The 24,381-nt window shown below is 61.2% G+C and carries 27 protein-coding genes and 1 tRNA gene; 13 read left to right on the plus strand and 15 right to left on the minus strand.

What is annotated here, in order from left to right; all coding sequences use genetic code 11:
* Window positions 1-165 precede the first annotated feature (165 nt).
* Window positions 166-867 carry a DUF1223 domain-containing protein gene (locus R1W01_RS11945; protein ID WP_243611971.1) on the plus strand — a complete coding sequence of 234 codons (702 nt, stop codon included), beginning with the start codon at window positions 166-168 and terminating at the stop codon, window positions 865-867.
* A 2-nt stretch (window positions 868-869) separates the two neighbouring features.
* On the opposite strand, the gene R1W01_RS11950 is transcribed toward R1W01_RS11945, so the two are convergent.
* From R1W01_RS11950 to R1W01_RS11970, 5 genes are all read right to left on the minus strand, one after another.
* Entirely contained in the window at window positions 870-1,790 is a 921-nt protein-coding gene (locus R1W01_RS11950; protein WP_297756897.1) for a lysophospholipid acyltransferase family protein, read from the minus strand.
* Window positions 1,791-1,804: 14 nt separating this feature from the next.
* Entirely contained in the window at window positions 1,805-2,662 is an 858-nt protein-coding gene (locus tag R1W01_RS11955; protein ID WP_297756899.1) for a DMT family transporter, read from the minus strand.
* Between the two features lie 39 nt (window positions 2,663-2,701).
* A complete protein-coding gene (locus R1W01_RS11960) occupies window positions 2,702-3,775 on the minus strand; it encodes a flagellar motor switch protein FliG (RefSeq protein ID WP_297756901.1) in 1,074 nt (357 codons plus the stop codon).
* 54 nt (window positions 3,776-3,829) lie between these two features.
* Window positions 3,830-4,372: a tetratricopeptide repeat protein gene (locus R1W01_RS11965; protein ID WP_297756903.1), complete on the minus strand. Its 543-nt coding sequence runs from the start codon at window positions 4,370-4,372 to the stop codon at window positions 3,830-3,832.
* 83 nt (window positions 4,373-4,455) lie between these two features.
* Window positions 4,456-4,641, minus strand: coding sequence for a hypothetical protein (locus R1W01_RS11970; RefSeq protein WP_243611966.1), 186 nt, complete (start codon window positions 4,639-4,641; stop codon window positions 4,456-4,458).
* 174 nt (window positions 4,642-4,815) lie between these two features.
* Here R1W01_RS11970 and R1W01_RS11975 point away from each other — a divergent pair, with 174 nt between their 5' ends.
* Together R1W01_RS11975 and R1W01_RS11980 are read left to right on the plus strand one after the other, a co-directional pair.
* Window positions 4,816-5,571, plus strand: a complete 756-nt coding sequence (locus tag R1W01_RS11975; RefSeq protein WP_297756905.1) for a glycosyltransferase family 32 protein — start codon at window positions 4,816-4,818, stop codon at window positions 5,569-5,571.
* Between the two features lie 76 nt (window positions 5,572-5,647).
* The gene (locus R1W01_RS11980) at window positions 5,648-6,400 is read left to right on the plus strand and encodes a hypothetical protein (protein WP_297756907.1); all 753 of its coding nucleotides are present in this window, start codon (window positions 5,648-5,650) and stop codon (window positions 6,398-6,400) included.
* 61 nt (window positions 6,401-6,461) lie between these two features.
* Here the strand turns inward: R1W01_RS11980 and purB are convergent, their stop codons facing one another.
* Both purB and dddP read right to left on the minus strand, forming a co-directional pair.
* Window positions 6,462-7,763 (minus strand): adenylosuccinate lyase, encoded by a 1,302-nt coding sequence (gene purB, locus R1W01_RS11985; protein WP_243611963.1) that lies wholly within the window; start codon window positions 7,761-7,763, stop codon window positions 6,462-6,464.
* Between the two features lie 219 nt (window positions 7,764-7,982).
* Window positions 7,983-9,326 (minus strand): dimethylsulfonioproprionate lyase DddP, encoded by a 1,344-nt coding sequence (gene dddP, locus R1W01_RS11990; protein WP_297756909.1) that lies wholly within the window; start codon window positions 9,324-9,326, stop codon window positions 7,983-7,985.
* Between the two features lie 125 nt (window positions 9,327-9,451).
* Here dddP and R1W01_RS11995 point away from each other — a divergent pair, with 125 nt between their 5' ends.
* Window positions 9,452-10,234 carry a heme-dependent oxidative N-demethylase family protein gene (locus R1W01_RS11995; RefSeq protein ID WP_297756912.1) on the plus strand — a complete coding sequence of 261 codons (783 nt, stop codon included), beginning with the start codon at window positions 9,452-9,454 and terminating at the stop codon, window positions 10,232-10,234.
* Here R1W01_RS11995 and R1W01_RS12000 read toward each other — a convergent pair.
* The 4 genes from R1W01_RS12000 to R1W01_RS12015 form a co-directional block, all read right to left on the minus strand.
* Window positions 10,195-10,680, minus strand: coding sequence for a flavodoxin family protein (locus R1W01_RS12000; protein ID WP_297756913.1), 486 nt, complete (start codon window positions 10,678-10,680; stop codon window positions 10,195-10,197). The genes R1W01_RS11995 and R1W01_RS12000 overlap by 40 nt on opposite strands.
* 102 nt (window positions 10,681-10,782) lie before the next feature.
* Entirely contained in the window at window positions 10,783-11,403 is a 621-nt protein-coding gene (locus R1W01_RS12005) for a hypothetical protein (protein ID WP_297756915.1), read from the minus strand.
* 135 nt (window positions 11,404-11,538) lie between these two features.
* Window positions 11,539-12,945: a type I glutamate--ammonia ligase gene (gene glnA, locus R1W01_RS12010; RefSeq protein ID WP_297756917.1), complete on the minus strand. Its 1,407-nt coding sequence runs from the start codon at window positions 12,943-12,945 to the stop codon at window positions 11,539-11,541.
* A gap of 38 nt (window positions 12,946-12,983) precedes the next feature.
* Window positions 12,984-13,322, minus strand: a complete 339-nt coding sequence (locus R1W01_RS12015; protein ID WP_243614841.1) for a P-II family nitrogen regulator — start codon at window positions 13,320-13,322, stop codon at window positions 12,984-12,986.
* 172 nt (window positions 13,323-13,494) lie between these two features.
* On the opposite strand from R1W01_RS12015, the gene R1W01_RS12020 reads away from it, so the two are divergent.
* The 5 genes from R1W01_RS12020 to R1W01_RS12040 all read left to right on the plus strand — a co-directional run bounded on the left by R1W01_RS12020 (window position 13,495) and on the right by R1W01_RS12040 (window position 18,385).
* Entirely contained in the window at window positions 13,495-15,039 is a 1,545-nt protein-coding gene (locus R1W01_RS12020) for an NAD(P)H-hydrate dehydratase (RefSeq protein WP_317275238.1), read from the plus strand.
* 74 nt (window positions 15,040-15,113) lie between these two features.
* Complete coding sequence (locus R1W01_RS12025; protein ID WP_317275239.1) at window positions 15,114-16,175, plus strand: Hint domain-containing protein; 1,062 nt, start codon at window positions 15,114-15,116, stop codon at window positions 16,173-16,175.
* A gap of 71 nt (window positions 16,176-16,246) precedes the next feature.
* Window positions 16,247-16,331 (plus strand) — tRNA-Leu (locus R1W01_RS12030).
* Between the two features lie 200 nt (window positions 16,332-16,531).
* A complete protein-coding gene (gene tig / locus R1W01_RS12035) occupies window positions 16,532-17,866 on the plus strand; it encodes a trigger factor (RefSeq protein ID WP_297756923.1) in 1,335 nt (444 codons plus the stop codon).
* Between the two features lie 102 nt (window positions 17,867-17,968).
* The gene (locus R1W01_RS12040) at window positions 17,969-18,385 is read left to right on the plus strand and encodes a DUF1330 domain-containing protein (RefSeq protein WP_243613075.1); all 417 of its coding nucleotides are present in this window, start codon (window positions 17,969-17,971) and stop codon (window positions 18,383-18,385) included.
* A 63-nt stretch (window positions 18,386-18,448) separates the two neighbouring features.
* Here the strand turns inward: R1W01_RS12040 and rplI are convergent, their stop codons facing one another.
* From rplI to rpsF, 3 genes are read right to left on the minus strand one after another with little or no spacing between them, the layout of a single operon-like run.
* Window positions 18,449-19,078 (minus strand): 50S ribosomal protein L9, encoded by a 630-nt coding sequence (gene rplI / locus R1W01_RS12045; RefSeq protein ID WP_297756926.1) that lies wholly within the window; start codon window positions 19,076-19,078, stop codon window positions 18,449-18,451.
* Window positions 19,079-19,089: 11 nt separating this feature from the next.
* Window positions 19,090-19,317, minus strand: a complete 228-nt coding sequence (gene rpsR, locus R1W01_RS12050) for a 30S ribosomal protein S18 (RefSeq protein WP_008328567.1) — start codon at window positions 19,315-19,317, stop codon at window positions 19,090-19,092.
* A 28-nt stretch (window positions 19,318-19,345) separates the two neighbouring features.
* Window positions 19,346-19,699, minus strand: a complete 354-nt coding sequence (rpsF, locus tag R1W01_RS12055; RefSeq protein ID WP_243613073.1) for a 30S ribosomal protein S6 — start codon at window positions 19,697-19,699, stop codon at window positions 19,346-19,348.
* Between the two features lie 265 nt (window positions 19,700-19,964).
* Between rpsF and R1W01_RS12060 the strand changes: the two genes are divergently transcribed.
* The 3 genes from R1W01_RS12060 (at window position 19,965) to R1W01_RS12070 (ending at window position 21,929) form a co-directional block, all read left to right on the plus strand.
* Window positions 19,965-20,459 carry a hypothetical protein gene (locus R1W01_RS12060; protein WP_243613072.1) on the plus strand — a complete coding sequence of 165 codons (495 nt, stop codon included), beginning with the start codon at window positions 19,965-19,967 and terminating at the stop codon, window positions 20,457-20,459.
* A 102-nt stretch (window positions 20,460-20,561) separates the two neighbouring features.
* Window positions 20,562-21,137: a YceI family protein gene (locus R1W01_RS12065; RefSeq protein WP_243613071.1), complete on the plus strand. Its 576-nt coding sequence runs from the start codon at window positions 20,562-20,564 to the stop codon at window positions 21,135-21,137.
* A gap of 228 nt (window positions 21,138-21,365) precedes the next feature.
* Window positions 21,366-21,929, plus strand: coding sequence for a dihydrofolate reductase family protein (locus R1W01_RS12070; protein ID WP_297756936.1), 564 nt, complete (start codon window positions 21,366-21,368; stop codon window positions 21,927-21,929).
* A 69-nt stretch (window positions 21,930-21,998) separates the two neighbouring features.
* On the opposite strand, the gene R1W01_RS12075 is transcribed toward R1W01_RS12070, so the two are convergent.
* Entirely contained in the window at window positions 21,999-23,219 is a 1,221-nt protein-coding gene (locus tag R1W01_RS12075) for a cytochrome b/b6 domain-containing protein (RefSeq protein WP_297756938.1), read from the minus strand.
* Window positions 23,220-23,385: 166 nt separating this feature from the next.
* Here R1W01_RS12075 and fabD point away from each other — a divergent pair, with 166 nt between their 5' ends.
* Window positions 23,386-24,324, plus strand: coding sequence for an ACP S-malonyltransferase (fabD, locus tag R1W01_RS12080; protein WP_243613068.1), 939 nt, complete (start codon window positions 23,386-23,388; stop codon window positions 24,322-24,324).
* The last annotated feature ends 57 nt before the right edge of the window (window positions 24,325-24,381 follow it).

The following is a 24,381-nucleotide window of genomic DNA, read 5'->3' on the forward strand; positions in this document are numbered from 1 at the left end:
GACGGGCAGAGCCGCATATAGAAGGGGCCTCGCGGCGATCCGTGAGGCCCCTTTTTCATGTTTTTCGGATGCGTCTTTGTAACATAGCGCTCGCGAAACCTTTATTGGCCTTTGTGGCGCTGTGAGCCTAGTTTCATCAGCGTTCAGGCAAGGGGCGCCACCACAATGAAATCACTTTTCGCACTTATGACATTCGGTTGGCTCGCGCTCGCGGGCAGCATGGCGACGGCGCAGTCCGGGCCTGTTGTGGTCGAGCTGTTCACTTCGCAGGGGTGTTCTTCGTGCCCGCCAGCGGATGCCTATTTCGCGAAGGAGCTTGCGGGGCGGGAGGATGTGATCGCCCTCGCATTGCATGTGGATTACTGGGACTACCTTGGCTGGAAAGACAATTTCGCCAACCCCGCCTTTACCAAGCGCCAGAAGCAATATGCGCGCGCGTCGGGGCATCGGATGGTCTATACGCCGCAGATCATTGTCGGAGGACGCGATCATGTCGTCGGCAATCATCCCAAGGAAGTCAAAGCGTTGTTGAAGTCGCATCGTGCAGCGCCCTCTGCGGTACGCGTTAATCTCAAGCGTGTCGGTGGCCGAGTTGAAATCAAGGCAAGCGCCAGCGAGACACCGGGGGCGATGGTCGTGCATCTGGTGCGCTATGAGCCAGAAGACGAAGTGGCGATCAAGCGCGGTGAGAATGCGGGGCGCAAGCTCGTCTATGCCAATATCGTGACGGATTGGCACGTGGTGGCGGAATGGGACGGACGTGCGCCGTTGCAAATCGAAGCCCCGGCGGCAGGCGATGCGCCTGTGGTCGCTCTGGTGCAGGGCAAGGGCAATGGCCCGATCTTTGCTGCGGACCGGATCGAGTAGCCTCAGGACGAGGCGCCGGGCTTCTTGCGCAGGTCGATGTCGGCGTATTTCCAGCGGCGGTGAATCCAGAACCATTGATCCATGTTCTCCCGCACGAGGCTTTCCAGCCCGTCATTGACGGCTTGCGTCATGGTGATGGGATCGGAATGGGGGATTTCATCCTGCGCCACGATGCGAAATCCGAAACCGTCGGGATCGCGTAGTCCGTAAACCGGGATCAGCGCGGCGTTGAACTTGAGCGCGAGCTCGGCCGTGACGAGGGAGGTGCGGGCCTTCTGACCGAAAAAGTCGAGCGCTTCGCCGTCCTGCACGTAGAGATCGGTGAGGATGCCGAGGATGCCGCCAGCCCGGATATGGCGCACCATCTCGATCATCCCCTTGCGGCCTTGCTCAAAAAGTGGCGTACCGATGCGCGAGATGGAGCGCACGTAGTGGGCATTGAAATAAGGGTTCGACATGCGCCGATACAGCGCGCCCATATTGTAGCCGCGATGGATCAGGTTGGCGCGCACGGCGTCGTAATTGCCCATGTGGCCGGTGACGAGGATCACCGGTCGGCCCTCGGCGCGGGCAGCTTCGAGCCGGGCAAGGCCGGGGCCCTCGATCGGGGCTTTGATGGCGCGGGCGACAAACTCGGGGCCGGAATAGATTTCGATCAGGGTGCGGCCGACATTGTCAGGCACCGCGCGGCAGAGCCTGTCGACCTCGGCCTGCGGCAGCTCTGGGCAGGTATGGGCGAGGTTCTCGCGGATGCGGCGGCGATAGCCTGCGATCGGTGCGATCACCTTAGCCACAAGCCAGCCCATGAGGCGCACGCGCGTCTCGTAGGGGAGGGCGAGCGCACCGCGGATCGCCCCGCGCAGGACAAGGTTGCTCAGATAATCGGTGCGGCTGCCCTTTGGGCTTTGGATGGGATCGGACATATACGGGACCGGGCCTAGCGGAATGTTTCGCGGTGCCAGACATATGTCCCGGCACCGGCAATCACAAGCGCGCCGACAATCGTCCAGAGATCGGGGACTTCGCCATAGAAGATGAGACCCCAGACCGTGGCAAAGATCAGGCCGGTATAGGCGAAGGGGGCGAGAAGGCTTGCTTCGCCCTCAGAGAGCGCGCGGATCAGCAAGAGTTGCGACAGGGTGCCGAACGCCACGAGAAGACCCATCAGGCCAAGCGCGGTCATGTCGGGGGTCTGCCAGTCGGGCAGGACAATCGCCGAAAGCACGATGGCGCCAAAGAGCGCGGTGTAGAGCATCGAGGTCCAGACGTTTTCATCTTTGCCGACAAACCGGGTGGCGAGGGCGTAGCCTGAATAGAACAGGGCAGCGCCGAGCGGGTAGATCGCGTAAGGCGAGAAGACATCGGTGCCAGGGCGGATCACGATCAGCGCCCCGACGAGCGACACGGCAATCCCGGCGATGCGCCGCGGCCCGAGCCGTTCATGCAGGAAGAGCGCCGCGCCAAGGGTGATGAGGACGGGATTCACATCCATGATCGCGGTCGCCTCGGCCAAACCGATATGGGTAATCCCGGTGAAAAAACAAAAGGTTGCGCACATCAGGAAGACCGAGCGCATGAGTTGCAGTTTCGGATAGCGCGTCTTGAGCACGCCGGGCATGTGCCGCGCCACGAGGATCAGGACGATCAATGTTTGCCCCGCGTAGCGCGTCCAGAGCGCCTGCATCACGCCGATACGTGGCGCGAGCGCCTTGGCGGTGGCATCCATCAGGGAAAAGAACAGGATGGCGCAGATCATCAGCAGGATGGCGCGCGCGTTGGGTGAGAGGCTCTTCATGGCCTCTTCCCTACGGCGGGGCGCGCGGCCTGTAAACTGTTAAGCGGTGTCGGCGTCCTCGTCGTCGGGGTTGCGCAGCGTGATCTCGCCCGCATCGGCCAGAGCGCGGATCGCGCCGACGATTTCGACCATGGCGGCTTCGCCGTCGGGCGGCGGGACGCGGCCGCGCTCTTCAACCTCTTCGCGCAGTTGATCGGCCATTCGGCTCGACATGTTGTCGAGGAGAAAGGCGGCGACCGGCGACGTTTCGGAGGCAGTGGCCGCCCCAAGGGCGGCGATGAGGCGGGCCTGATCCACGTCGCGGATCACGCGGGGCACATCGCGCGGACTGAGCCGGGCGGGGATGTCGGGGAAGGTGAAGATCGCCTTGCGCACGGCCTCGGCAAAGGCGGCGTCGGCCTCGTCTAGGCCAGTGAGCACGTCATCGCGGGTTGTTGAACGGGAGTAGTTCAGGATCGCGCCGACGCGCGAAGAAGGATCGTCAGCGAAGGCGCGGGGCGGTGTGTCGTCAAGTTGCGCGACGAGCGAGAGGCCAATCCGGTCCACCGCGTCCGGGGTCACGGCGCCGGTGAGGGACATGGCATAGGTGATGCGGCGGGCCTTCTCGCCGGGCAATTCTCCGAGAAGTTCGGCGGCGCAGCTCACGTCGAGCTTGGCCAGCATGACGGCGGCAACTTCTGTGCTCTCCCGGTCGCATATTTCGGTCAGTTGCTCCGTAGAGAGCGCCCGCAGCCGTTGCCAGGGATCGCCCGCCTGCCGCACCCCGGCCTCTTTGCGAAGGCGCGCGGCGGTCAACGGTGAGATCCGCCCTTCAAGCGCAGAGAGCGCCCCGCCGATCCCGGCAGGAAAGGTCAGGCCCACGGCCTCCAACTCGCCCGCGAATTCAAGCACCACCTCGGCCAGCGTTTCGCGGTCGATATAGCGCATGTCGCCCATGAGTTTGGTCAGGTCGGCCTGCATATCGTCGGGGAGGTCGGAGAGCGAGACATCGGCGCCTTCGTTCAGCAGGAAGCGCACGATGATCGCCGCTTTCTGGCGGCGAGAGAGGTGGGCAGAAGGGGGAGCGCCCGGCCGCGGGGCGGCCAGGGGAATTGGTGCGGTCTCACTCGGCATGGGCTACCTCCTTTCCGGTCGGAGGCAGTTAACCCACCAAGGGTGAAGAAACCCTTAGTAGCTGTAGGTCGAACCGGAGCGGATCGCCTCGGCGAGGGCGGTCTCAGCCCATGTATCTTGCCCGCCACGGGCGCGGATTTCGCGCAGTTGCGCCTTGGCGAAGGAGATCTGGCCAGACTCGACGAAGGATTGCCCCATATAAGAGCGCACCAGAAGGTTATCGGGATTGGTCTTGAGCGCCTTGTTGTAGAAGCTCATACCAAGCGCGCGGTTGCCAAGTTTGCGGTGCGTAAAGCCCCAATAGGTCAGGACGCGATCATCGCTTTGGTCGGACATCGCAGCAAGGATCGCTTGGGCGGTCTCATATTGCCCGGCGTAAGCATATTCGCGCACCGCACCATAGAGCACATCATCAGAGAGGCGCGATTCACGCGGCGCGACGCATTTCTTCTTGGCAGGATCCCAGACCTCGCCTTTCTTGCAGTCCTTCGTGGTCTGCGTTGGCTTTGGCGGCGAGAAACTGTCGGAGCCTGCGGCAAGGGCGGCCATGGGAAGTGCAAGACAGGTTGCGGCGATCACTAGGGATTTGTGTAGCATGGGGTGTCCTGTGAGAGAGGGATGTTGGGATGCTATTTGGGGGTGTAGAGCGACGTCAAGCGAGGACGCTTCGCGGGGAAAAGCTACCGGCGCAGGGTATCTGCGACGCAGGTTTTCTCTTCTGCATCCCAGTAGTAGCCATCATTACAGTTCTCACGGTTCTCATCCGAGAAGATCGTCAAAGTGCTGAAATGGCCCTTGGGCAGCAATTGGGCCTGGGCGATGGCGGGGAGGCTGGCAAGCGTGGCAATCAGGGCAAGGCGTGTCATCGGAGTCTCCTGTGAATGTTATAGCGCATGTAGCGGGCCGCTTGGGGCGGGCCAGTCGGGGCGTTTCACATTTCCGTCAGAACCAATCCCGTCACCGAGTTGCATTGCCGGGTCTGCGCCCGGCATAGTGGGGCTGCGGGCCTTTTGGGTTCGACGGCAAGAAAGGGAAGACATATGCGGGTCTTTCAAATTCTGATCTCGGACAAACCCGTCACGGAAGACAGGTTCTCGCCCGACCTCAAGCGCAATATCGCCTCGCTCAAGGCGACCTATCCAGAGGCGGACTATGTGCGCTATGGCGATGAAGAGTTGCTTCAGTTTCTGGCGGATGAGTACCCAAAGGAGGTTCTCGAAGCCTATACGGCGCTGACGGCGTTTGCCTTCAAGGCCGATCTCGCCCGGCTTTGCCTGCTGCATCACTATGGCGGGGTGTATTCGGATTTGTCCTATTTTCATCTGCGTCCCATGGCGCTTCCGAAGGACAAGGATATGATCGCCTTTCGAGATATCGCGGGGCATCCGTCTTGGGCGACGAGCAATGGCATGATCTGTGCCCGCGCGGGCGCGCCGCAGCTTGCCCGAGCCATTGATCGGATCGTGGCGCATCACAAGGCGCTCTATTACGGGCAGCATCCGCTAGATCCGACGGGGCCGTTCATGTTCGGCCGGGTGCTTTGCGAAGGCGAGGATTGGCCGCGTGTGGCGTTCGGGGACTCGCGGTCGCTTGGCAAGGACGCAGGCGGGCGCAATCAGATCGCCAAGATCCTACCTGGCGGCGAGATCGTCGCCATCCGCAACAAGGACCGCGATTGCTGTATCGACGAGATGGTGAAGGGGCATTCCAATCACTACGTGAAAATCTGGGAGTCCGGACGGCTTTGGAGCGAGCCGGGGATTGTGACGCGCCTGAGATCGAAGATCTTGCCTTGAACCGGGCGCTGGACTGTGGTCGGGTTTCGTTTTCGCAGGTGCGAATTTCAATGTGACAAGAAGGGGTTAGACGGTGATGTTGCAAGACGCAGAGGCACAAGTTGCAGAACTTGATGCGGAGGGCGTGTGTGTTCTGAGCGGGGCGCTTAATGCGGAGAAGATCGCGGCGCTGCGCGACACCTGCCTTAGGCAACGTGACCTCATGGGCCAGACGCGCGACATCGACCACTCGCAGCACCTTGCCGGGTTTCATCGCTTCGACGCCTTTGCCGGGGTGGATCTGGCGTTTCAGCACTGCGATGCAATCAACGGGTTCCTCGATGCTTATTTTGGTCCCGGAGCATACGCGCCCATCGGGCTGAGCGATATCACGGTCAATCGCTCTCAACACTGGCATACGGATTTGTTGCGCGGCCCCTATGCGCGGTTTCTGGACGGTGTGGACCCGTGGGCATCGACACGAGGTGAGTGCCTCAAGGCTTTGATTTACTTGCAAGATGGCAAGAGCTTGCGGTTCGTGAAAGGATCGCATCGCGCGCCGTCGCCGCTTGACGATGTGGCGCTGGACGAGATGGCGCGGGCGCAGCGGGATACACAGCTCGATATCAAGGCGGGCGACGTGGTGATGATGGATATTCGCGGTTTGCATCGCGGCGCGACCGATGCCGAGATGGCGCGGGCCGAGATGGTCGATGCGCCCAAGATCCTCTTGGCGCATGTGTTCGGAAAACGCGGTGCGCCCTTCGCAGAGGCGATGGAGAAGGGCAATGCGGCGCGGATGCAGGACTGGGACGCCAAGTTCCTGCCCGAAGGTCTTCGCCCCGCATGAGGCATGAAAAAGCCGACCTGCGGGACAGGTCGGCCTTGTTGTTCAGTGACGTCTGTCGGGCTTAGCCGAACACGCGCTTAAAGATCGTATCGACGTGTTTCGTATGATAGTCCATGTCGAATTTCGCCTTGATGCCATCGACACCGAGCGCCTTCACCACGTCCTCATCCGCGAGCAGTTGCTCTTGGAAATCGACGCGCTCTTCCCAGACCTTGAGGGCGTTACGCTGAACCATGGAATAGGCGTCTTCGCGGCTCACGCCGGCTTGGGTCAGGGCGAGGAGGACGCGCTGTGACATGACGAGGCCCGGGAATTTGTTCATATTGTCGAGCATGTTCTCGGGGAAGATCAGCATCTTCTCGACCACACCGGCAAGGCGGTTCAGCGCGAAGTCGAGCGTCACGGTGGCGTCCGGGCCAATGCCGCGCTCGACCGAGGAGTGCGAGATGTCACGTTCATGCCAGAGGGCGACGTTCTCCATCGCCGGGATCACCGTCATCCGCACGAGGCGGGCAAGGCCGGTGAGGTTCTCGGTCAGAACCGGGTTCTTTTTGTGCGGCATCGCCGAAGAGCCTTTCTGGCCCATCGAGAAAAACTCAGCGCCTTCAAGGACTTCGGTGCGCTGCATGTGGCGGATTTCGATGGCGATGTTCTCGATCGAGGACGCGATGACGCCGAGCACGGCAAAGAACATGGCGTGGCGGTCGCGCGGGATCACTTGCGTCGAGATCGGCTCGGGCGAGAGGCCCATTTCCTTGCAGACATGCTCTTCGACAGCCGGGTCGATGTTGGCAAACGTGCCGACTGCGCCGGAGATCGCGCCGGTGGCAACCTCGTCGCGGGCTTGTTGCAGGCGCGCCTTGTTGCGGTCCATTTCGGCATAGAAACGCGCGAAGGTGAGGCCCATGGTTGTCGGTTCGGCGTGGATGCCGTGGGAGCGGCCGACGCGGACCGTCATCTTGTGCTCCATGGCGCGGGTCTTGAGGGCGGCGAGCACCTTGTCGAGATCGGCCAGAAGGATGTCTGCGGCGCGCACGAGTTGCACGTTGAGGCAGGTGTCGAGCACGTCCGAGGAGGTCATGCCCTGATGGACAAAGCGGGCCTCTTCGCTGCCAACATGTTCGGCGAGATGGGTGAGGAAGGCGATCACGTCGTGTTTGGTCACGGCTTCGATCTCGTCGATCCGGGCGACGTCGAATTCCACGTCCTTGGCTTTCCAGACGGCCTCGGCGTTTTCCTTCGGGATCACGCCAAGCGCGGCCTGTGCGTCGCAGGCGTGGGCCTCGATCTCGTACCAGATTTTGAACTTGGTTTCCGGCGACCAGATGGCGACCATTTCGGGGCGGGCATAGCGAGGGATCATGTCTCGGGCTTTCCGTATTGTGTGCGTGGACCTGTTGCGCGCGGTTTAGACCGAAGGGGGCCTGTGGGCAAGGTGCCGGGCGCGCACGGTGGCGAAAGACCTGCAAAAAAGGCGTTCTGCGGCGATCTGTATCGCGTCGGTATCACGTCGGTATTGCGTCGGTGCGCCGAAACGCCCGCTTTGGTTCACGGAGTTTGCCAGAAGGTGACCGCCACCCGGCTAGGCCTCGCCCATGAGACGGGGATCGAACGGGTATTGCGTCAGGTTCTCGTGGCCGGTCTCGGTAATCAGCACCTGATCCTCGAGCTTGATCGAGAAGTCGCCGCCCACGGCGCCGGCGAGCACCTCGACGCAGAGCACCATGCCGGGCTCCAGCTCGTAATCGAACGCGCCTTCGACCATGCGGTCGGGATAGGCGATCAGGGGCCATTCATCGCACAGGCCCACCCCATGCATCATGCAGCCGTACTTCTGATCCTGAAACTGGTCGTCGAGGCGGTGACAGGCGCGGGAGATGTCCTGCATGTTCACGCCGGGTTTCAGAAGCTCCATGTTGGTCATGATGTGCTCATGGGCATGTTGCATGGCATAGATCATGTCGGGGCGGGGGGCCTGATCCCCGATCCACCATGTGCGTGAGATGTCGACGCAGATGCCATAAGAGCCGACGAGATCGGTATCGAAGGCGACGATCTCGTTGTTCTGGACGATGCGGGGGCCGCATTCCTGAAACCACGGGTTGGTGCGGGGGCCGGAAGTCAGGAGGCGGGTCTCGATCCATTCGCCGCCGCGGCGGATGTTCTCGGCATGCAGCACGGCCCAGATATCATCCTCGCTCATCTCGCCGCGCGGCACACCGGCGCGGGCGGCGTGTTCCATCGCGGCAACCGCCGTTTCGCAGGCATGCGAGGCGCAGCGCATGGCAAGGATTTCGTCGGGGCCTTTGACGGAGCGGGCCTTTTCGGTCACTTCCTCGCCTTCCATGATCTCGAACCCCTGCGCCTCGAGCGCGCGAAGCCCGTGGATCATGATCTTGTCGACGGCGAGACGGGTGTTGCCGGGGCTATGCTCGGCGAGGATCTCGCGGACCTCGTTGGAGAACGTATCGGCGGCGATGTCGATCTTATCGCCACGGTCGAAATAGAACAGGTCGGCACCGGAGCGGGCCTCGCGCACGAGCGGGTTGAATTCCGACAGGAAGGGCGAGTTCTTGTAGTCCCAAATCACCATGTAGCCATCGGCGCACAGGAGCAGGGCGCGGAAGGGGTTATGGGTGTTCCAGAGCTGCATATTGGTCGAGTCGGTGGCGTAACGGATGTTGAGCGGGTCGAACATCAAAAGGCCCGCATAGCCGCGCGCGACGATATGGTTGGTCAGCCGTTCCCAGCGGTAGCGGCGCATCGCCTGAAGATCCGGCAGCACCAGCCCCGCCGCGTCCCATTCTGAGAGCGCGAGGAGCGTCGGGCCGATCTCGACTCGGTTCATGTCGTTCGGGGTATTGTCGCGCGTGCGCTCGCCTTGGGTCGGGTCGATCTTGCGGATGTCACGGTAATGATCGCGCATAGCCAGTCCTCCTCTGGGTCGCGAGAAGGGTGGCGCGCGATTTGCGAGCGATCCTATCCGTTTGCGACGTGGTTCATGTCTTTTTTCGGCTGTGACCGGATTTTGGCGGTGCTAGGGTCCGGACCATGAGCGAGATTTTACAGACGACGATCCCCTTTGACGCGCTGTCCGAGGCGCGCTTGCCGGGGATTTCACCGCTGGACCCGACGGATTGGATTGTCATCGACGAGGCCTATGACGGGCAGATGGCGCGGCGCGAGGCGTTGTTGGAGGGGCGGCGCGCGACGGTGCTTGCGATGGACGAGCGCGCGCGTCCTGCGGCGCGGGAATTGCTTGAGACCGTGTTGGCCGCGTTGGACGCGCGGGCGGATTTCATCGCGGCCGGGGCGCAGGTCATTTGTCCGGATGGGCGAAGGGTTGCGATTGATTGGGGCGACCCTCTCGGCACGTTGGGGCGGCTTGTGCAGGAGGATTTCTGTCTGCTTGAAAAGCGCGGCGAAGAGCATGTGTTGATCGGGGCGGTCTTGTGTTTCCCGGCAAGCTGGACGCTGGCGGAGAAGTTCTTGCAGCCGCTCGTCGGCATCCATGCGTCGGTGCCCGAGTATACCGAGGATATTGCGCGGCGGGTGCAGCGGCTCTTTGACGGGGTGCGTCCGGAGCGGCCCCTGTGGCGGTTCAATGCGCTTTGGTATGATGATCCAGAGCTACATCAACCGCGCTCGGCCAAGGAGCCGAGGCGGGTCTCACCCGGCGAAAGCGGCCCCTATTTCAGGTGCGAGAAGCAAAGCATCCTGCGTCTGCCGGAAACGGGCGTGGCGGTATTTTCGATCCATACTTTTGTAGTAGCGCGCGAGAATATGATGGCGGATCAGAACGCGCCCATGGCCAGCCCCGCGCCGAGCGCCTGACCAAGCTCGCGGCATTGGGCGAGAGCCTCCTCGGGGAGGGTTTTCTCGGCGAGGATGGCCTCGGGGGTCTGGGCGGCGGTGTTGATGATAAAGCCGGGCTGCACCTCCTTGAGGCGCCAGCCGGTGGCGATGCGGGCCAGTTGGCGCTTGGCGTTTTCACCATCGGAGCCGGCACAGATCATCAGCGCATAGGGGCGGCCTTCGATGCGGCCCAGCACCGGGTAATAACAGCGGTCAAAGAACTCCTTCATCGCGCCGGAGAGCGCGGCGAGGTTTTCCGGGCCGCAGAAGATGTAGCCATCCGCAGAGAGGAGATCGTCGGGGCGCGCGTCCTCGGCCTTGAGAAGGGTCGTTTCGACCTCTTCCTTGGCGGCCGTGTAGGCCGCCTCGGCCATCTGACGGCTTCCGCCGGTGCGGGAATGATAGACGATCAGCAATTTTGGCATGGGGCCTCCGTTTGGGGAGAGCCTAGCGGGATTGGGGCGGCGAGGGGAAGGTGGGAAATCGGGGGGAGGAGGCAGTGAGGGGCGGGTTTGAGGCCGAAGAGATCAGTGACGGCTTATCCATAGCTGCGCCAGGTGGAAGAACGACAGGCTTTGTCGGCGTCCATTCGCATCTGTTGGTGAAAGCTTGTCTGACGACCAGAAAGTGCTGCGCAGGTCCAGTTTTCCTGACAATGCCGCATCACATATCTCACGAGCCATTTGCCGATCTCCGCGACAGATCCGCTCCACAACACGGGTCATATGGTAGCGGTATGGCTCCTGCGGTTTTTCGCTAGCTATAGCGCGGGCCAGATCATATCCCTGCCAAACTTCTGGCATATGCGAAATACGCTCGGAAAGCTGGACCATATCGCGAGCAATTTCTTCATGTGACGCAGTGTGTTCCAGATCGTGCTGGAGTAGCGCAGGGCTATCGCAAAGGAAGGCGCCGGTGAAACGAAAGCTCACTGGTTCGGTCTCATTTCCTTCAATCTGAAGAATTGACCATAACATGTGGTCCCAAGCGGCGGGCTTCGCCCGGAACTCGATGCGTCCCTTTGACCCTCTGCGTGGATGCACCGCAAGAAAGTAATCTCCTATCCGCCTTGAGAGGATATCTCGCTTCACGGACCAGCCACTGCCTTTTGCTGCGGCCCGAATAGCTTTCGAAAGTAAATCACTCACTGGTAGCACCTCAAATCGACGTAAGCACAGATTGGCGGAATACCAGAACGGCAGCAATGTCCCGCGTAGCGGACTTTCCCCCAACGAAAAAGGGCGCCCCGAGAGGCGCCCTTTTGTTTACTGTCCCGAAGCTGATTAGCAGCTGTAGTACATGCCGAATTCGACAGGGTGCGGGGTGTGTTCGAAAAGCTCGACTTCTTCCATCTTGAGGTCGATGTAGCCGTCGATCTGGTCTTTGGTGAACACGTCGCCTGCGAGCAGGAAGTCGTGATCGGAGGCCAGAGCTTCCAGAGCTTCGCGGAGCGAGCCGCAGACGGTCGGGATGCCTTCGAGTTCCTCTGCCGGAAGGTCGTAGAGGTTCTTGTCCATGGCTTCGCCGGGATCGATCTTGTTCGAGATACCGTCGAGGCCAGCCATGAGCAGGGCTGCGAAGCAGAGGTAGGGGTTCGCCGACGGATCGGGGAAACGCGCTTCGACGCGCTTGGCTTTCGGCGATTCCGACCACGGAATACGCACACAACCCGAACGGTTACGAGCCGAGTAGGCGCGCAGAACCGGGGCCTCAAAACCGGGGATCAGGCGCTTGTAGGAGTTGGTCGACGGGTTGGTGAAGGCGTTGAGCGTTTTCGCGTGCTTCAGGATGCCTCCGATGAACCACAGGGCTTCGTCGGAGAGGTCAGCATATTTGTCGCCTGCAAAGAGCGGCTTGCCGTCTTTCCAGATCGACATGTTGACGTGCATGCCGGTGCCGTTGTCGCCGTAGATCGGCTTCGGCATGAAGGTCGCCGATTTGCCGTAGGACTGGGCCACGTTGTGGATGATGTACTTGTACTTCTGAAGCTCGTCCGCCTGTTTGGTCAGGGTGTCGAAGATCAGGCCAAGCTCGTGCTGACAGGACGCCACTTCGTGGTGGTGCTTGTCGGTTTTCATGCCGATGCGCTTCATGGTCGAGAGCATCTCGGAACGGATGTCCTGAGCGTCGTCGATCGGGTTCACGGGGAAGTAGCCGCCTTTGACGCCCGGACGGTGGCCGGTGTTGCCCATCTCGTATTCGGTGTCGGTATTCCAGGAGGCGTCGATCGCGTCGACCTCATAGGACACTTTGTTGATGGTGTTGGAGAAGCGTACGTCGTCGAAGAGGAAGAATTCCGCTTCCGGGCCCATGAAGGCGGTGTCGCCGATGCCGGATGCCTTGAGGTAGGCTTCGGCTTTTTCGGCGGTGCCGCGCGGGTCGCGCTCGTAGGCTTCGCCGGTGTCCGGCTCGACGATCGAGCAGTGGATGGCGATGGTCTTCTCGGCATAGAAGGGATCGACATAGGCCGAGGTGGTGTCGGGGATGAGCTTCATGTCCGAAGCTTCGATGGATTTCCAGCCCGCGACGGAGGAGCCGTCGAACATGAAGCCTTCTTCGAGGAAGTCTTCGTCAACGAGGTCCACGTCCACGGTGACGTGCTGAAGCTTACCGCGCGTGTCGGTGAAGCGGATATCGACATATGCCGCTTCTTCGTCTTTCAGTAGCTGGAGAACTGCGTCTGCGCTCATTCTCTTTGTCCTTCTGTTACAGATAGAATGGGGGTGACTTAAAGGGCGTCCGAGCCGGATTCACCGGTACGGATGCGGATGGCCTGTTCGACCGTGCTCACGAAGATCTTGCCGTCGCCGATCTTGTCGGTCTTGGCGGCGTCCACGATCGCCTCGATGGCGCCGTCGACCTGATCGTCGTCGAGCACCACTTCGATTTTAACCTTGGGCAGGAAATCCACGACGTATTCTGCGCCGCGATAGAGCTCGGTATGGCCCTTCTGGCGACCGAAGCCTTTGACTTCGATCACGCTCAGGCCTTGGATACCGGCGTCTTGCAAGGCTTCCTTGACCTCATCAAGCTTGAACGGCTTGATGATTGCTTCGATTTTCTTCATCCGGGGACTCTCCTCACCTGACTAATTGCCCCCGACAGATCACTTTCCCCTAGGGGTCTCAATTGACTAGGCTCCGTACAAGGGATGTCGGTCAGCGATTCCGAAGCGTGTGATTAAAATTTAGGCAGAAAGCGCAAAAATGGCGCTGAATTGAATCGCGAAAGGTCAGGGTATGAGCGAATTACTGACAGCTGCACAAATGCGCGCCATTGAAATGGCCGCGATTGAGTCGGGCGAGGTCACGGGGCTCGAGCTCATGGAGCGCGCCGGGCGGGGCGTCGTGGAGGCGATTTTCGAGGAATGGCCGGAGCTGGCGCAGACGTCGCATCGGGCGGTGGTTTTGTGCGGGCCGGGGAACAATGGCGGCGACGGGTTTGTCGTCGCACGGTTGTTGAAAGAGTGGGGCTGGGAAGTGGAGGTGTTTCTCTATGGGGATGGAGAGAAGCTGCCGCCGGATGCCAAGGTGAATTATGAGCAGTGGTGTGAATTGGGGAGTTGCGGCAGGTGGGAAGATGCGTCGGACTCTATTGAGCATTTCCCTGACCTTGTGATTGATGCCGTATTTGGCACGGGATTAACGCGCCAGATCGGCGGAGAAATCCAAAACGTTCTAGCTGCCTTTTCGCAGCAGTTCGTTGTTTCCATTGACCTGCCCAGCGGCACGGATTCGGATTCAGGGAAATTGCTGATAGCACCCGACGCGCGCTCGGACAGACTGGCCCCGGCGATGTCGGTAGTCTTTCACAGGGAAAAGATTGGGTGCCGGCTTGGTGACGGGTCGCGGCAAGCGGACAAGGTGGTTGTGGCGGATATCGGTCTTGGGGACGGGCGCTGCCCTGCGGTGCCGCCGGGCGATATCGTCAAATTGGTTGATGGTCCCTCTGTTCTCCTTGCGAAGGGGGGTCTTCACAAATTCTCCCACGGCCATGCCTTTATACTCACAGGCAGCGCGGGGCGCACGGGGGCGGCGCGGTTGGCGGCAAGGGGAGCGTTGCGTGTGGGCGCGGGGCTGGTGACGCTTGGCGTGCCGGGCGAGGCGATGGTGGAGGTTGCGGCGCAGATCACGGGCGAGATGATGCGCGAGGTCGTGGACGGGGCGGCATTGCGGGAGCGGTTGCAGGACCAGCGGATCAATGCGGTTTGCCTTGGGCCGGGATTGGGCCTGCGGCAGGCGGAGGAGCTGGTCCCCGTGGCGTTGGAGGCCGGGCGCGCGACGGTGCTCGATGCGGATGCGTTGACGGCGTTTGCCGAGGATCCGCAGGTGTTGTTCGACATGTTGCATGGGGCGTGTGTCCTGACCCCGCATGGGGGCGAGTTTGCGCGGCTTTTTCCGGATATTGCCGAGAAACTGGCCGCGCCTGCGGTCACGGGACCGGCCTTCTCCAAGGTCGATGCAACGCGGGAGGCGGCCAAGCGGGCGGGGTGTGTGGTGCTCTATAAAGGGGCGGATACGGTCATTGCTGCGCCGGACGGGCGCTGTGCGGTCCATGCGGCGGCCTATGAGCGCGCGGCGCCGTGGTTGGCGACCGCCGGGGCGGGCGATGTGCTGGCAGGGATCATCACCGGGCTATTGGCGCGGGGTTTTCCGCCGATGCAGGCGGCGGAGACGGGCGCGTGGCTCCATGTCGAGGCGGCGCGGGTCTTCGGGCCGGGGCTGATCGCCGAAGACCTGCCGGAGATGTTGCCGAAAGTCCTCCGCGATCTGGGCGTGGCCTAAAACAATTGTCCGGGACTCATTCTTCCTTTATCATTACGGCATAAAAATAAATCAGGTCGAGCAGGTCCTGTTACATGTCGAAGTATAGTTTCTGGGCTCTGGGAGAGTCCCATATCACCGTGTCTGGCGGTGTGTCCCTCGATGGCATCACGCAGGGGGATGGCTCTCACCTCGTGGGAAAAACCATCACGCTCAATGACAATGCCTGGGAAGAGATCGCGGTCAAGGATGGCGGCAACGATGTCGATTTCGACGACAACGACAGCAACCAGCGCCTTGATGGCGGGCAGAGTTTCGACGGGTCCAGCTATGGCAACAACACCGGGATCGAGGCGGAATACGAGATCCTGTTGCAGGATCCCTCGACGGGGCTGACCTACCGGGCGTTGGCGGTCAACGTCAACAATTCCTCGCCCTCCTACGGCACGATCGAGGGGCTTGCCTTCGTGAATGAATTCCCGCCCATCGGGGTGACGCTCAACGTGGTGTCGGCGACGGAAGGGCCGAGCGGCGGATCGGCCGTGGACAATGTCGATATTGCCGCGCCGCCCTGTTTTACGCCGGGCACGATGATCCTCACGACAGAGGGCGCGCGGCCGGTCGAGGCGCTTGAGGTCGGGGATATGGTGCTGACGCGGGACCGGGGGGCGCAGGCGATCCGCTGGATCGGGCGCTGTGCGGTGTCGCCAGCGCGGATGGCGCGGGAGCCGCAATTCCGGCCGGTGCGAATCCGGGCGGATGCTTTCGGGCCGGGCGCGCCGGAGCGCGACATGCTGGTGTCGCAGCAGCACCGAATCCTGATTTCCGGCTGGCGGGCCGAGCTTTTCACCGGGGAGTCGGAGGTGCTTGTGGCGGCGGCGCATCTCGTGGATGACCGGGCGGTGCAGATCGCGCAGGATGTGCGCGAGACGGTCTATATCCACCTGCAATTCGACCATCACGAGATCGTGCTGTCCGATGGTCTCGAGACCGAGAACCTCAATCCCGGCCCGATCAGCCTCAGCACCATTCCCGAGGCGAGCCGGCGCGAACTGGCGGCGCTGTTTCCGCAGATCGACCTTGGCCGCGAGGTTGCGCTGTCTTCGGCGCGGCTCTTGGTGAAACGCCATGAGGCGAGTCTTTTGCGCCAGCTTTGAGCGCAGTTTGAGCGCAGGGGCGCGTTTTCCTCTCGCATCCTCTGCAAGGCTTTGCTAAGAGGCCGCGCAGTGCGGGTGTGGCGGAATTGGTAGACGCACCAGATTTAGGTTCTGGCGCCGCGAGGCGTGGGGGTTCGAGTCCCTTCACCCGCACCATGCTTTTCCCCAACGACAGTCTGTTTCGCCCCGGTTTTACAGGGTTTTCGTATAGTTATGGGCTGTGCCCGGCGAGAAAGGCGAAACCCAGCAGCAAGGGTAGGGGATTTGCGCTTGCGTCCGGTCGCGCTGGCCAATAGAACGGCGAAAATTTTTGCCCGCGCGCGGTTCATGCGCGCCGTAACCTATGGGGAACTGAAATGCAGGTCACCGAGACTCTGAATGAAGGTCTGAAACGCGCGTATCAGATGATGCTGACCGCGCAGGAGCTGGACGACAAGGTCAACGCCAAGCTGGCCGAGGCGCAGCCGGAAATCGAAATGAAAGGTTTCCGCAAAGGCAAGGTGCCGATGCCGCTTCTGAAGAAACAGTTCGGTCAGCGTCTTCTTGGCGAAGCCATGCAGGAAGCCATCGACGAAGCGATGGGCGCGCATTTCGAATCCACCGGCGACAAGCCGGCGGCCCAGCCGAAAATCGAGATGAAGAACGGCGAAGAGTGGAAAGAGGGCGACGACGTCGAAGTCGAAATGTCCTATGAAGCCCTGCCGGAAATCCCGGAAGTCGATCTCAAGTCCATCTCGCTCGAGAAGATGGTCGTGAAGGCCGACGACGCGGGCGTCGAAGAAGCGCTTGGCAACCTTGCCGAGACCGCGCAGGACTTCAAAGCGCGCCGCAAGGGCTCTAAGGCGAAAGACGGCGATCAGGTCGTCATGGATTTCGTCGGCAAGGTCGATGGCGAAGCGTTTGAGGGTGGCTCGGCGGAAGATTTCCCGCTCGTGCTTGGCTCGAACCAGTTCATCCCGGGCTTTGAAGAGCAGCTTGTCGGCGTGAAGGCCGAGGAAGAAAAAGACGTCACCGTCACGTTCCCGGAAGAATATCAGGCCGAGCACCTTGCCGGAAAAGAAGCCGTGTTCTCCTGCACCATCAAAGAGGTGAAGGAACCGGTTGCGGCAGAGGTCAACGACGAACTTGCACAGAAGTTCGGCGCAGAAGATCTCGACGCTCTCAAAGGTCAGATCAGCGAGCGCCTTGAGGCGGAATACGCTGGTGCAGCCCGCGCCCTGATGAAGCGCGCGCTTCTTGACGAGCTCGACAAGATGGTCAGCTTTGAGCTGCCGCCGAGCCTCGTTGAAGCAGAAGCCGGCCAGATCGCGCACCAGCTTTGGCATGACGACAACCCGGACGTTCAGGGCCACGACCACGGCGAGATCGAGCCGACCGACGAGCACAAGACCCTCGCAGAGCGCCGCGTGCGCCTTGGCCTCCTGCTGGCCGAGCTTGGCCAGAAAGCCGAAGTCGAAGTGACCGACGCCGAGATGACCCAAGCGATCATGAACCAGGCACGCCAGTACCCGGGTCAGGAGCGTGAGTTCTTCGAATTCGTGCAGCAGAATGCCCAGATGCAGCAGCAGATGCGCGCACCGATCTTCGAAGACAAGGTCATCGACTATGTCTTTGAACTGGCCCAAGTCAGCGAGAAAGAGGTCGCCAAGGCCGATCTCGAGAAAGCACTCGAGTCGCTCGAAGACGAGTAAGACCTTGCGTCACATCCTTTGAAAGGCCGCCTTCGGGCGGCCTTTTTTGTTGGCCTGTGCAGGGCGGTGTTCCAGTCTGGGAAAAGACATCAGGAGGACCCCATGCCCTATACCGCGTTTGACAAGGAAGATTTCGAGGCCTTCAAGGCCAATGACCGGCCCGGGCCGATCCATATGCTGAACCTCGTCAAACTGCGCGACAGGGCCGAGTACGAAGACGGGCGCGAAGCCAGCGGCAAGGAGGCTTATGCCGCCTATGGCCGCGAAAGTGCGCCGGTGTTCAAGCGGCTTGGTGGGCGGATCGTCTGGCGTGGGGCGATGGAGCAGATGGTGATCGGGCCGAAGGAGGAAGGCTGGGATCTCTGTTTCATCGCGGAATATCCGAGCCCGCAGGCCTTTGTCGATATGCTCAAAGACCCGGAATATCGCAAGGCCATGGCGCATCGGCAGGCGGCGGTCGTCGATAGCCGTCTTGTCCGCATGGCGCCGATTGAAACGGGCGGCAATTTCGGGGAGTAGCCCCAAAAGAAAACCGGCGCCACGAGGGCGCCGGTTTCAATAGGTTGCGAGAAGAGGGGAGGATTATTCCTCGGTGGTCTCTTCTTCTTCGCCAGCGTCTTCTTCGACAGCTTCGGCAAGATCTTCGTCTTCCGACGCAGCCGCGCCGATATCGTCGAAGAGTTCCGCGATCTCGAATTCGGCTTCGGCTTCTGCCTCGGCTGCGAGTTCCTGGATCGACTTGCCCGATGCCTGAAGCTCGGCTTCTTCGTCGGAGCGTGCCACGTTGAGCTTGATCACGACGTCGACTTCGGGGTGCAGGTGCACTTCGACTTCGTGCAGGCCGAGGGTTTTGATCGGCTGACGGATCAGAACCTGCTTGCGGTCGATCGAGAAGCCGGCCTCGGTTGCCACGACTGCGGCGTCACGGGTCGAAACGGAACCGTAGAGGTTGCCGCCATCGGATGCCGAACGAATCACGACAAACTGTTGACCGTCGAGTTTCTCACCGAGAGCTTCGGCTTCTTTCTTGGACTCGAGGTTGCGGGCTTCAAGCTGGGCTTTCTGCTCTTCGAACTGGGCGATGTTGGCCGCGGAAGCGGTCAGCGCTTTGTTCTGGGGCAGGAGGTAGTTGCGAGCGTAGCCGGGTTTGACGTCGACGACTTCGCCCATCTGGCCGAGCTTGGCCACACGTTCCAGAAGGATAACTTGCATCAGTTCTCTCCTTATTTCACGGCGTAGGGAAGCAGGGCGAGGAAGCGGGCGCGCTTGATTGCGCGGGCCAGCTCACGCTGCTTCTTGGCGGAAACGGCGGTGATGCGCGAAGGCACGATCTTGCCGCGCTCAGAGATGTAACGCTGAAGGAGCTTGGTGTCCTTGTAGTCAATCTTCGGTGCGTTGTCGCCCGAGAAGGGGCAGACTTTGCGGCGGCGGAAAAACGGTTTTGCAGCCATGGTTTAGTGTCCTTTCTTCACGCGTGGATCAACGACGTTCGCGACGGTTGTCGCGGTCGTCTTTCTTCTGCATCTGGATCGACGGACCCTCGGCGTGCTCGTCAACCTTGATGGTGAGAACGCGCATCACGTCGTCATGCAGGCGCATCAGGCGTTCCATTTCCTGAACAGCCGCCGCCGGAGCGTCGGTGCGCAGGAAGGCATAGTGGCCCTTGCGGTTCTTGTTGATCTTGTAGGCCATCGTTTTGACGCCCCAGTATTCGCTGTTGATGACGTTGCCGCCATTGTCAGCGAGGACGGTGCCAAAATGTTCGATGAGGCCTTCGGCTTGCGCGTTGGACAGGTCCTGGCGCGAGATGAATACATGCTCATAGAGGGGCATGTGTGCTCCATTCATTTTCAGGCGCATTTCAAAGAGCGGGGCGTTGACGTCCTTTCGCACCCCACCCACGAGAGACTGCGCGGTTCATAATTCACGCGAAAGGATGGCGCTGTATAGCGGTTTGAGCGGCTGGCGCAAGGCTTGTTTTCAGGTTTTCACGCCACGGGCGGCGGCGTGAGAATTCCCCGGCGTTGCCGCATTCTCGCCCGAATCTCGACCGACCATAAGGCATCGAAATGATAGTCTCATGAGTGGGAGTGGGAAAATGGCTGTCGCAGTTCAGGGGCTTTCTGCCTCATCAAGCGTCCAGTCCGAGGAATTGAAGCGCGCGCAATCCTTTCCGGTCCGTGCCGCGGCAGTGCTTTTCGGCTTTGGGTTCATCTGGGCAGGGGCGGGTCTCTGGCTCGTGCCGGGGCAGGATCTCGATCCGTCGATCCTTCTTGCCAAGATGTTCCTGTCGATCATGATGGTGACCGCTGGCGTCGGCATGACCCAGATCGCCACCGACAAGCCGCGCTTTGAGTTGCATTTCGACGGGCGCAACCGTCAGGTGCTTCTTGTGCAGGGGTTGTCGCGGGGGCGCAGCCATATCGTGCGCAGCATCAACTATGAAGATATTGGCCGGATCCAGGTCTCGGATGACGTGCTGACGATGTATGGCGACACTGGTAAGATTCTTGCGGAACTGCCGCTCGAGGGGGCGAATGCCCGTCTTGACGCGATCGCACAGCTGCGGAGCCAATCGCTCGCAGTTTCGTGATGTTCACCAGCGCACAAAACCTGTTGGAGTGTAGCGAATTGTGCACGACCCGGTTGGGATAGACATTCAGGCCATCTGAAAACCCAACCGGAGTTATCCAAAATGAAAACCCATATGATTGCTGCTGCCGCACTTCTTCTTGGTGGCGGAATCGCATCGGCCGAGCCTGTTGCCTACACGCTCGACGCCAGCCACAGCCAGATCCTCTTTAGCTATAACCATCTCGGTTTCTCGACCACCTACGGGATGTTCTCGGGGTTCGAGGGCGATATCCAGTTCGACAAGGAAGACCCGGCGGCCTCGTCCGTCAACGTGGCCTTTCCGGTGCGTGCGATGATGACCGGCTGGGAAGCACGGTTCGCGCATTTCATGTCGGAAGATTTCTTTGGCGCGGGTGAAGACGAGATGGTCACCTTTACCTCGACCGGTATCGAGGTCACGGGCGAAGCGACGGCCAAGATCACCGGCGACCTGACGCTCAACGGCGTGACCAAGCCTGTGGTGCTGGATGCGGCGCTGAACCAATCTGGCGAACACCCGATGGCGGGCAAAGAATGGGCCGGTTTCGACGCGACCACCACGCTCGTGCGTTCGGACTATGGCCTTGGCAAGTTCGCACCTTACGTCTCGGACGAGGTCGAGGTGATGATCTCGGTTGAGGCGATGAAAGCCGAGTGATCCGCAAAGGGTCTATTTGAGGCATAGAAGACATAGAAAGGGCCGCCGGGGAGACCGGCGGCCCTTTTTGCGGGTTGGTTCCGTTCAGATTTGGGTCGATTTGACGCCGGAGCTACGGCCATGCTAGCCCAATGACAGTAGTAGAGGAGTGCCCTGCCAGTGATCAAATAGTTCCAAATTCGTTTCACGCCGATATCGGCAGATTTGGAATTGCTGCAGGAGCAACGCATGCAACCTATTATTTATGACGTTGCCGTCTCGTTGGACGGCTATATCTGCGGTCAGGATGGGGATATCTCTCAGTTTGCCCCAGATGGGCCAGTTGTTGACGACTACATGGCGCGACTTGACGGCTATGCGACCGCAATCATGGGACGAAAGACCTATGAATTTGGATATGATTTCGGGCTTCGTCCAGGGGACAATCCATATGCACACATGGAAACCTTTGTATTCTCGCAAAGCCTTCGTCTAGGCGATAAGAGCCAAATTCACGTTGTAGAAGACCGGTGGTCTGATCGGATAGATCGCCTGAAGGCAAAATCCCCAGGGCCAATCTACCTTTGTGGCGGAGGAGAATTCGCCGGTTGGCTTCTTAGGCAGGGTCTTATCGACCGACTCGTCTTGAAGCGTGCGCCCTGTGTCTATGGGGACGGTGTACCGCTCTTCGGTGGGCAAGGGCGGCCTCTGTCTCTTCTCAGAACGGGGACGACTTCTTACGAAGGAGGGTATCTCGTTGAGCGATTTGAGCTGGGCGCAGCCAACAGTTCGGAACCCGTTCTTGTGACATAGGCCTTGTGAGCGCCCTCGGAGAGTTCTCTGAGGGCGTTCTTTCAATGCATGATGCCCAAGACGGTAAGCTTAGCTGTTCGCGTCTGGCGCAGTGCGGGTGGCGGTGAGGGAAATGTCGAGACGGACACCAAAGCCGAGCGAGCTTTCTTCGGCGATATTGTCACCGATGGAAAAGTCGCGGCGGTCGAGGGTGAGCTCTCCTTGCATTGTGGCGGTGTCGCCGTCGATCTCGAGGGTGAAGGGCAGATCAAGCGGCTGTTCTGCGCCGCGTAAGGCGAGTGTGCCACGCGCGATATAGCCGGTCTCTGCGGGTAGGATGTCTGCTGTGAAGAGGGCGGTCGGGTGCGCTTCGGCGGCGAGGAAATCGGGGCCAAGCGCCTGATCGGTGACAGAGCCGAGGGTCAGTGACGGGATGGACACACGTGTTTCGACGCGGCCGTGGCTGCCGTTGGTGGCGGTCTCGTGGAAGGTAATCTGAGCATCCCATGTCTCAAAGCGCCCCGACACTTCGGAGCCGAACTGCGAGACGGTGAGGGCGAGCGTGCCGCTTTCGACCTGCCAATTGGCGGCGGAGTCGCTTGTGGCGGGCGCGGGCGCAGCGGCCTGTTGCGGGGCTTCGGGGGCGAAGCTCGTGCTCATGGCGCCAAAGGCGATGATCCCGGCCCAGACAGCAGCCGCGGCGAGCGGTGGCAGGATGTGGCGGCGCGGCGCGGTTGCGGGGAAATCGGCGCGCTGCGGCAGCATCCGGCGCAATGTATCGTCACGGTCGATCAGGGCATGTTTCAGCGCCCCCGCCACATGGGCGAGGATCGTGCCCGCGAGGATCAGGAAGCCGAGGTAGTGCACCGTCGAGGCCAGTTCCGAGACGGTTTCGGATTTCGGCACGAAGGGCAGGGATTGGCCAAGGGGCCAGAGAATCGGCGCGAATCCGGTTGTGGCGGCGTGATGCACCCAGCCCGAGAGAGGCACAATCACCATCGCGCCGTAGAGGAGCCAATGGGCGAGGTGGGCGGCAAAGGCTTCGAGACGGCGCTCGGGGTGGAGGAGGCCGGGGCGGGTTTGGCTCACGGCCCAGAGGATGCGCAGGAGCGCGGTCAGGAAGGCGGCGATGCCGACGGTCTTGTGAATTGAGAAGAGCGTTGCCTTGCGGGCCAGCTCGTCGCCCGTCGCATAGGCCGCGTTCTCGGCCAAAAGACCGAGGCCGATCGCGCTTAGGATCAGAAGGGCGGTCAGCCAGTGAAAGGTCTTGGTCAGGCTGCCATAGCGAGCCGTTGTGTCTTGCAGGGGCATGGAGATGTCCTTGGGTCGCGGGTTCTCGATCTATCTAGGCTGCACGGGCGAAAACCGGAACGCAGACAGGCGCACAAGGGCCGTGCGCAAATGCGCTATGGCGTTGCGCCCGTGGGGCGGTCGGGGTATCCCGGTTTGAAACGTGGAGGCAGACGGGAGACCAGTTATGAGCCGAGCATTCGTATTTCCGGGCCAGGGCGCACAGGCGATTGGGATGGGCAAGGCCCTTGCCGAAGCCTATCCGGCAGCAAAGGCCGTTTTCGACGAGGTGGACGAGGCGCTTGGGGAATCCCTGAGTGGGCTGATCTGGGAGGGGGAGCAAGACGAACTGACCCTGACGCAGAACGCGCAGCCGGCGCTTATGGCGACCTCGCTGGCGGCGATGAAGGCGCTTGAGGCAGAGGGCGTGACCATCGAGGCGGCGTCCTGTGTGGCGGGCCACTCTCTTGGTGAGTATTCGGCGCTGGCAGCGGCAGGCGCCCTGTCTATTGGCGATACCGCGCGTCTTCTGCGCACGCGTGGGCAGGCGATGCAGGCGGCGGTTCCGGTTGGGGTCGGCGCCATGGCGGCGCTTCTTGGGCTGGATTTCGAAGCGGCGCGCGAAGTTGCCGCCGAAGCTGCCGAGGGCGAGGTGTGCCAGGCGGCGAACGACAATGACCCCGGACAGGTCGTGGTGTCGGGCCACAAGGGCGCGGTCGAGCGCGCGGTGGAAATCGCCAAGGGCAAGGGCGCGAAACGCGCGGTTCTTCTTCCAGTGAGTGCACCGTTCCATTGTGCGCTTATGAAACCGGCGGCGGATGCCATGGCAGAGGCGCTTGGCCAAGTGGATATCAAGGCGCCTGCGGTGCCGGTCATCGCCAATGTCTTGGCCGAACCGGTCAGCGATCCGACCACGATCCGCGCGCTACTCGTCGATCAGGTCACTGGCTCCGTGCGTTGGCGCGAATCGGTGCAGTGGATGTCGGAAAACGGCATCACGGAAGCGTGGGAAGTTGGTGCAGGCAAGGCGCTGGCGGGAATGATCCGGCGGATTGACCGGGCGATTGCCTGCAAGGCCGTGGGCACACCCGATGATGTGAAAGCGGCGGCCGAGAGCCTCGGTTAAGCTGAAACGAGTATGGCCCGGCGTGTGACCCGTGAAAGGGCATGTGCCGGGTGGCAG

The organism is Shimia sp. FJ5, from assembly GCF_032918335.1.
GTDB classification, from domain to species: Bacteria; Pseudomonadota; Alphaproteobacteria; order Rhodobacterales; family Rhodobacteraceae; genus Shimia; species Shimia aestuarii_A.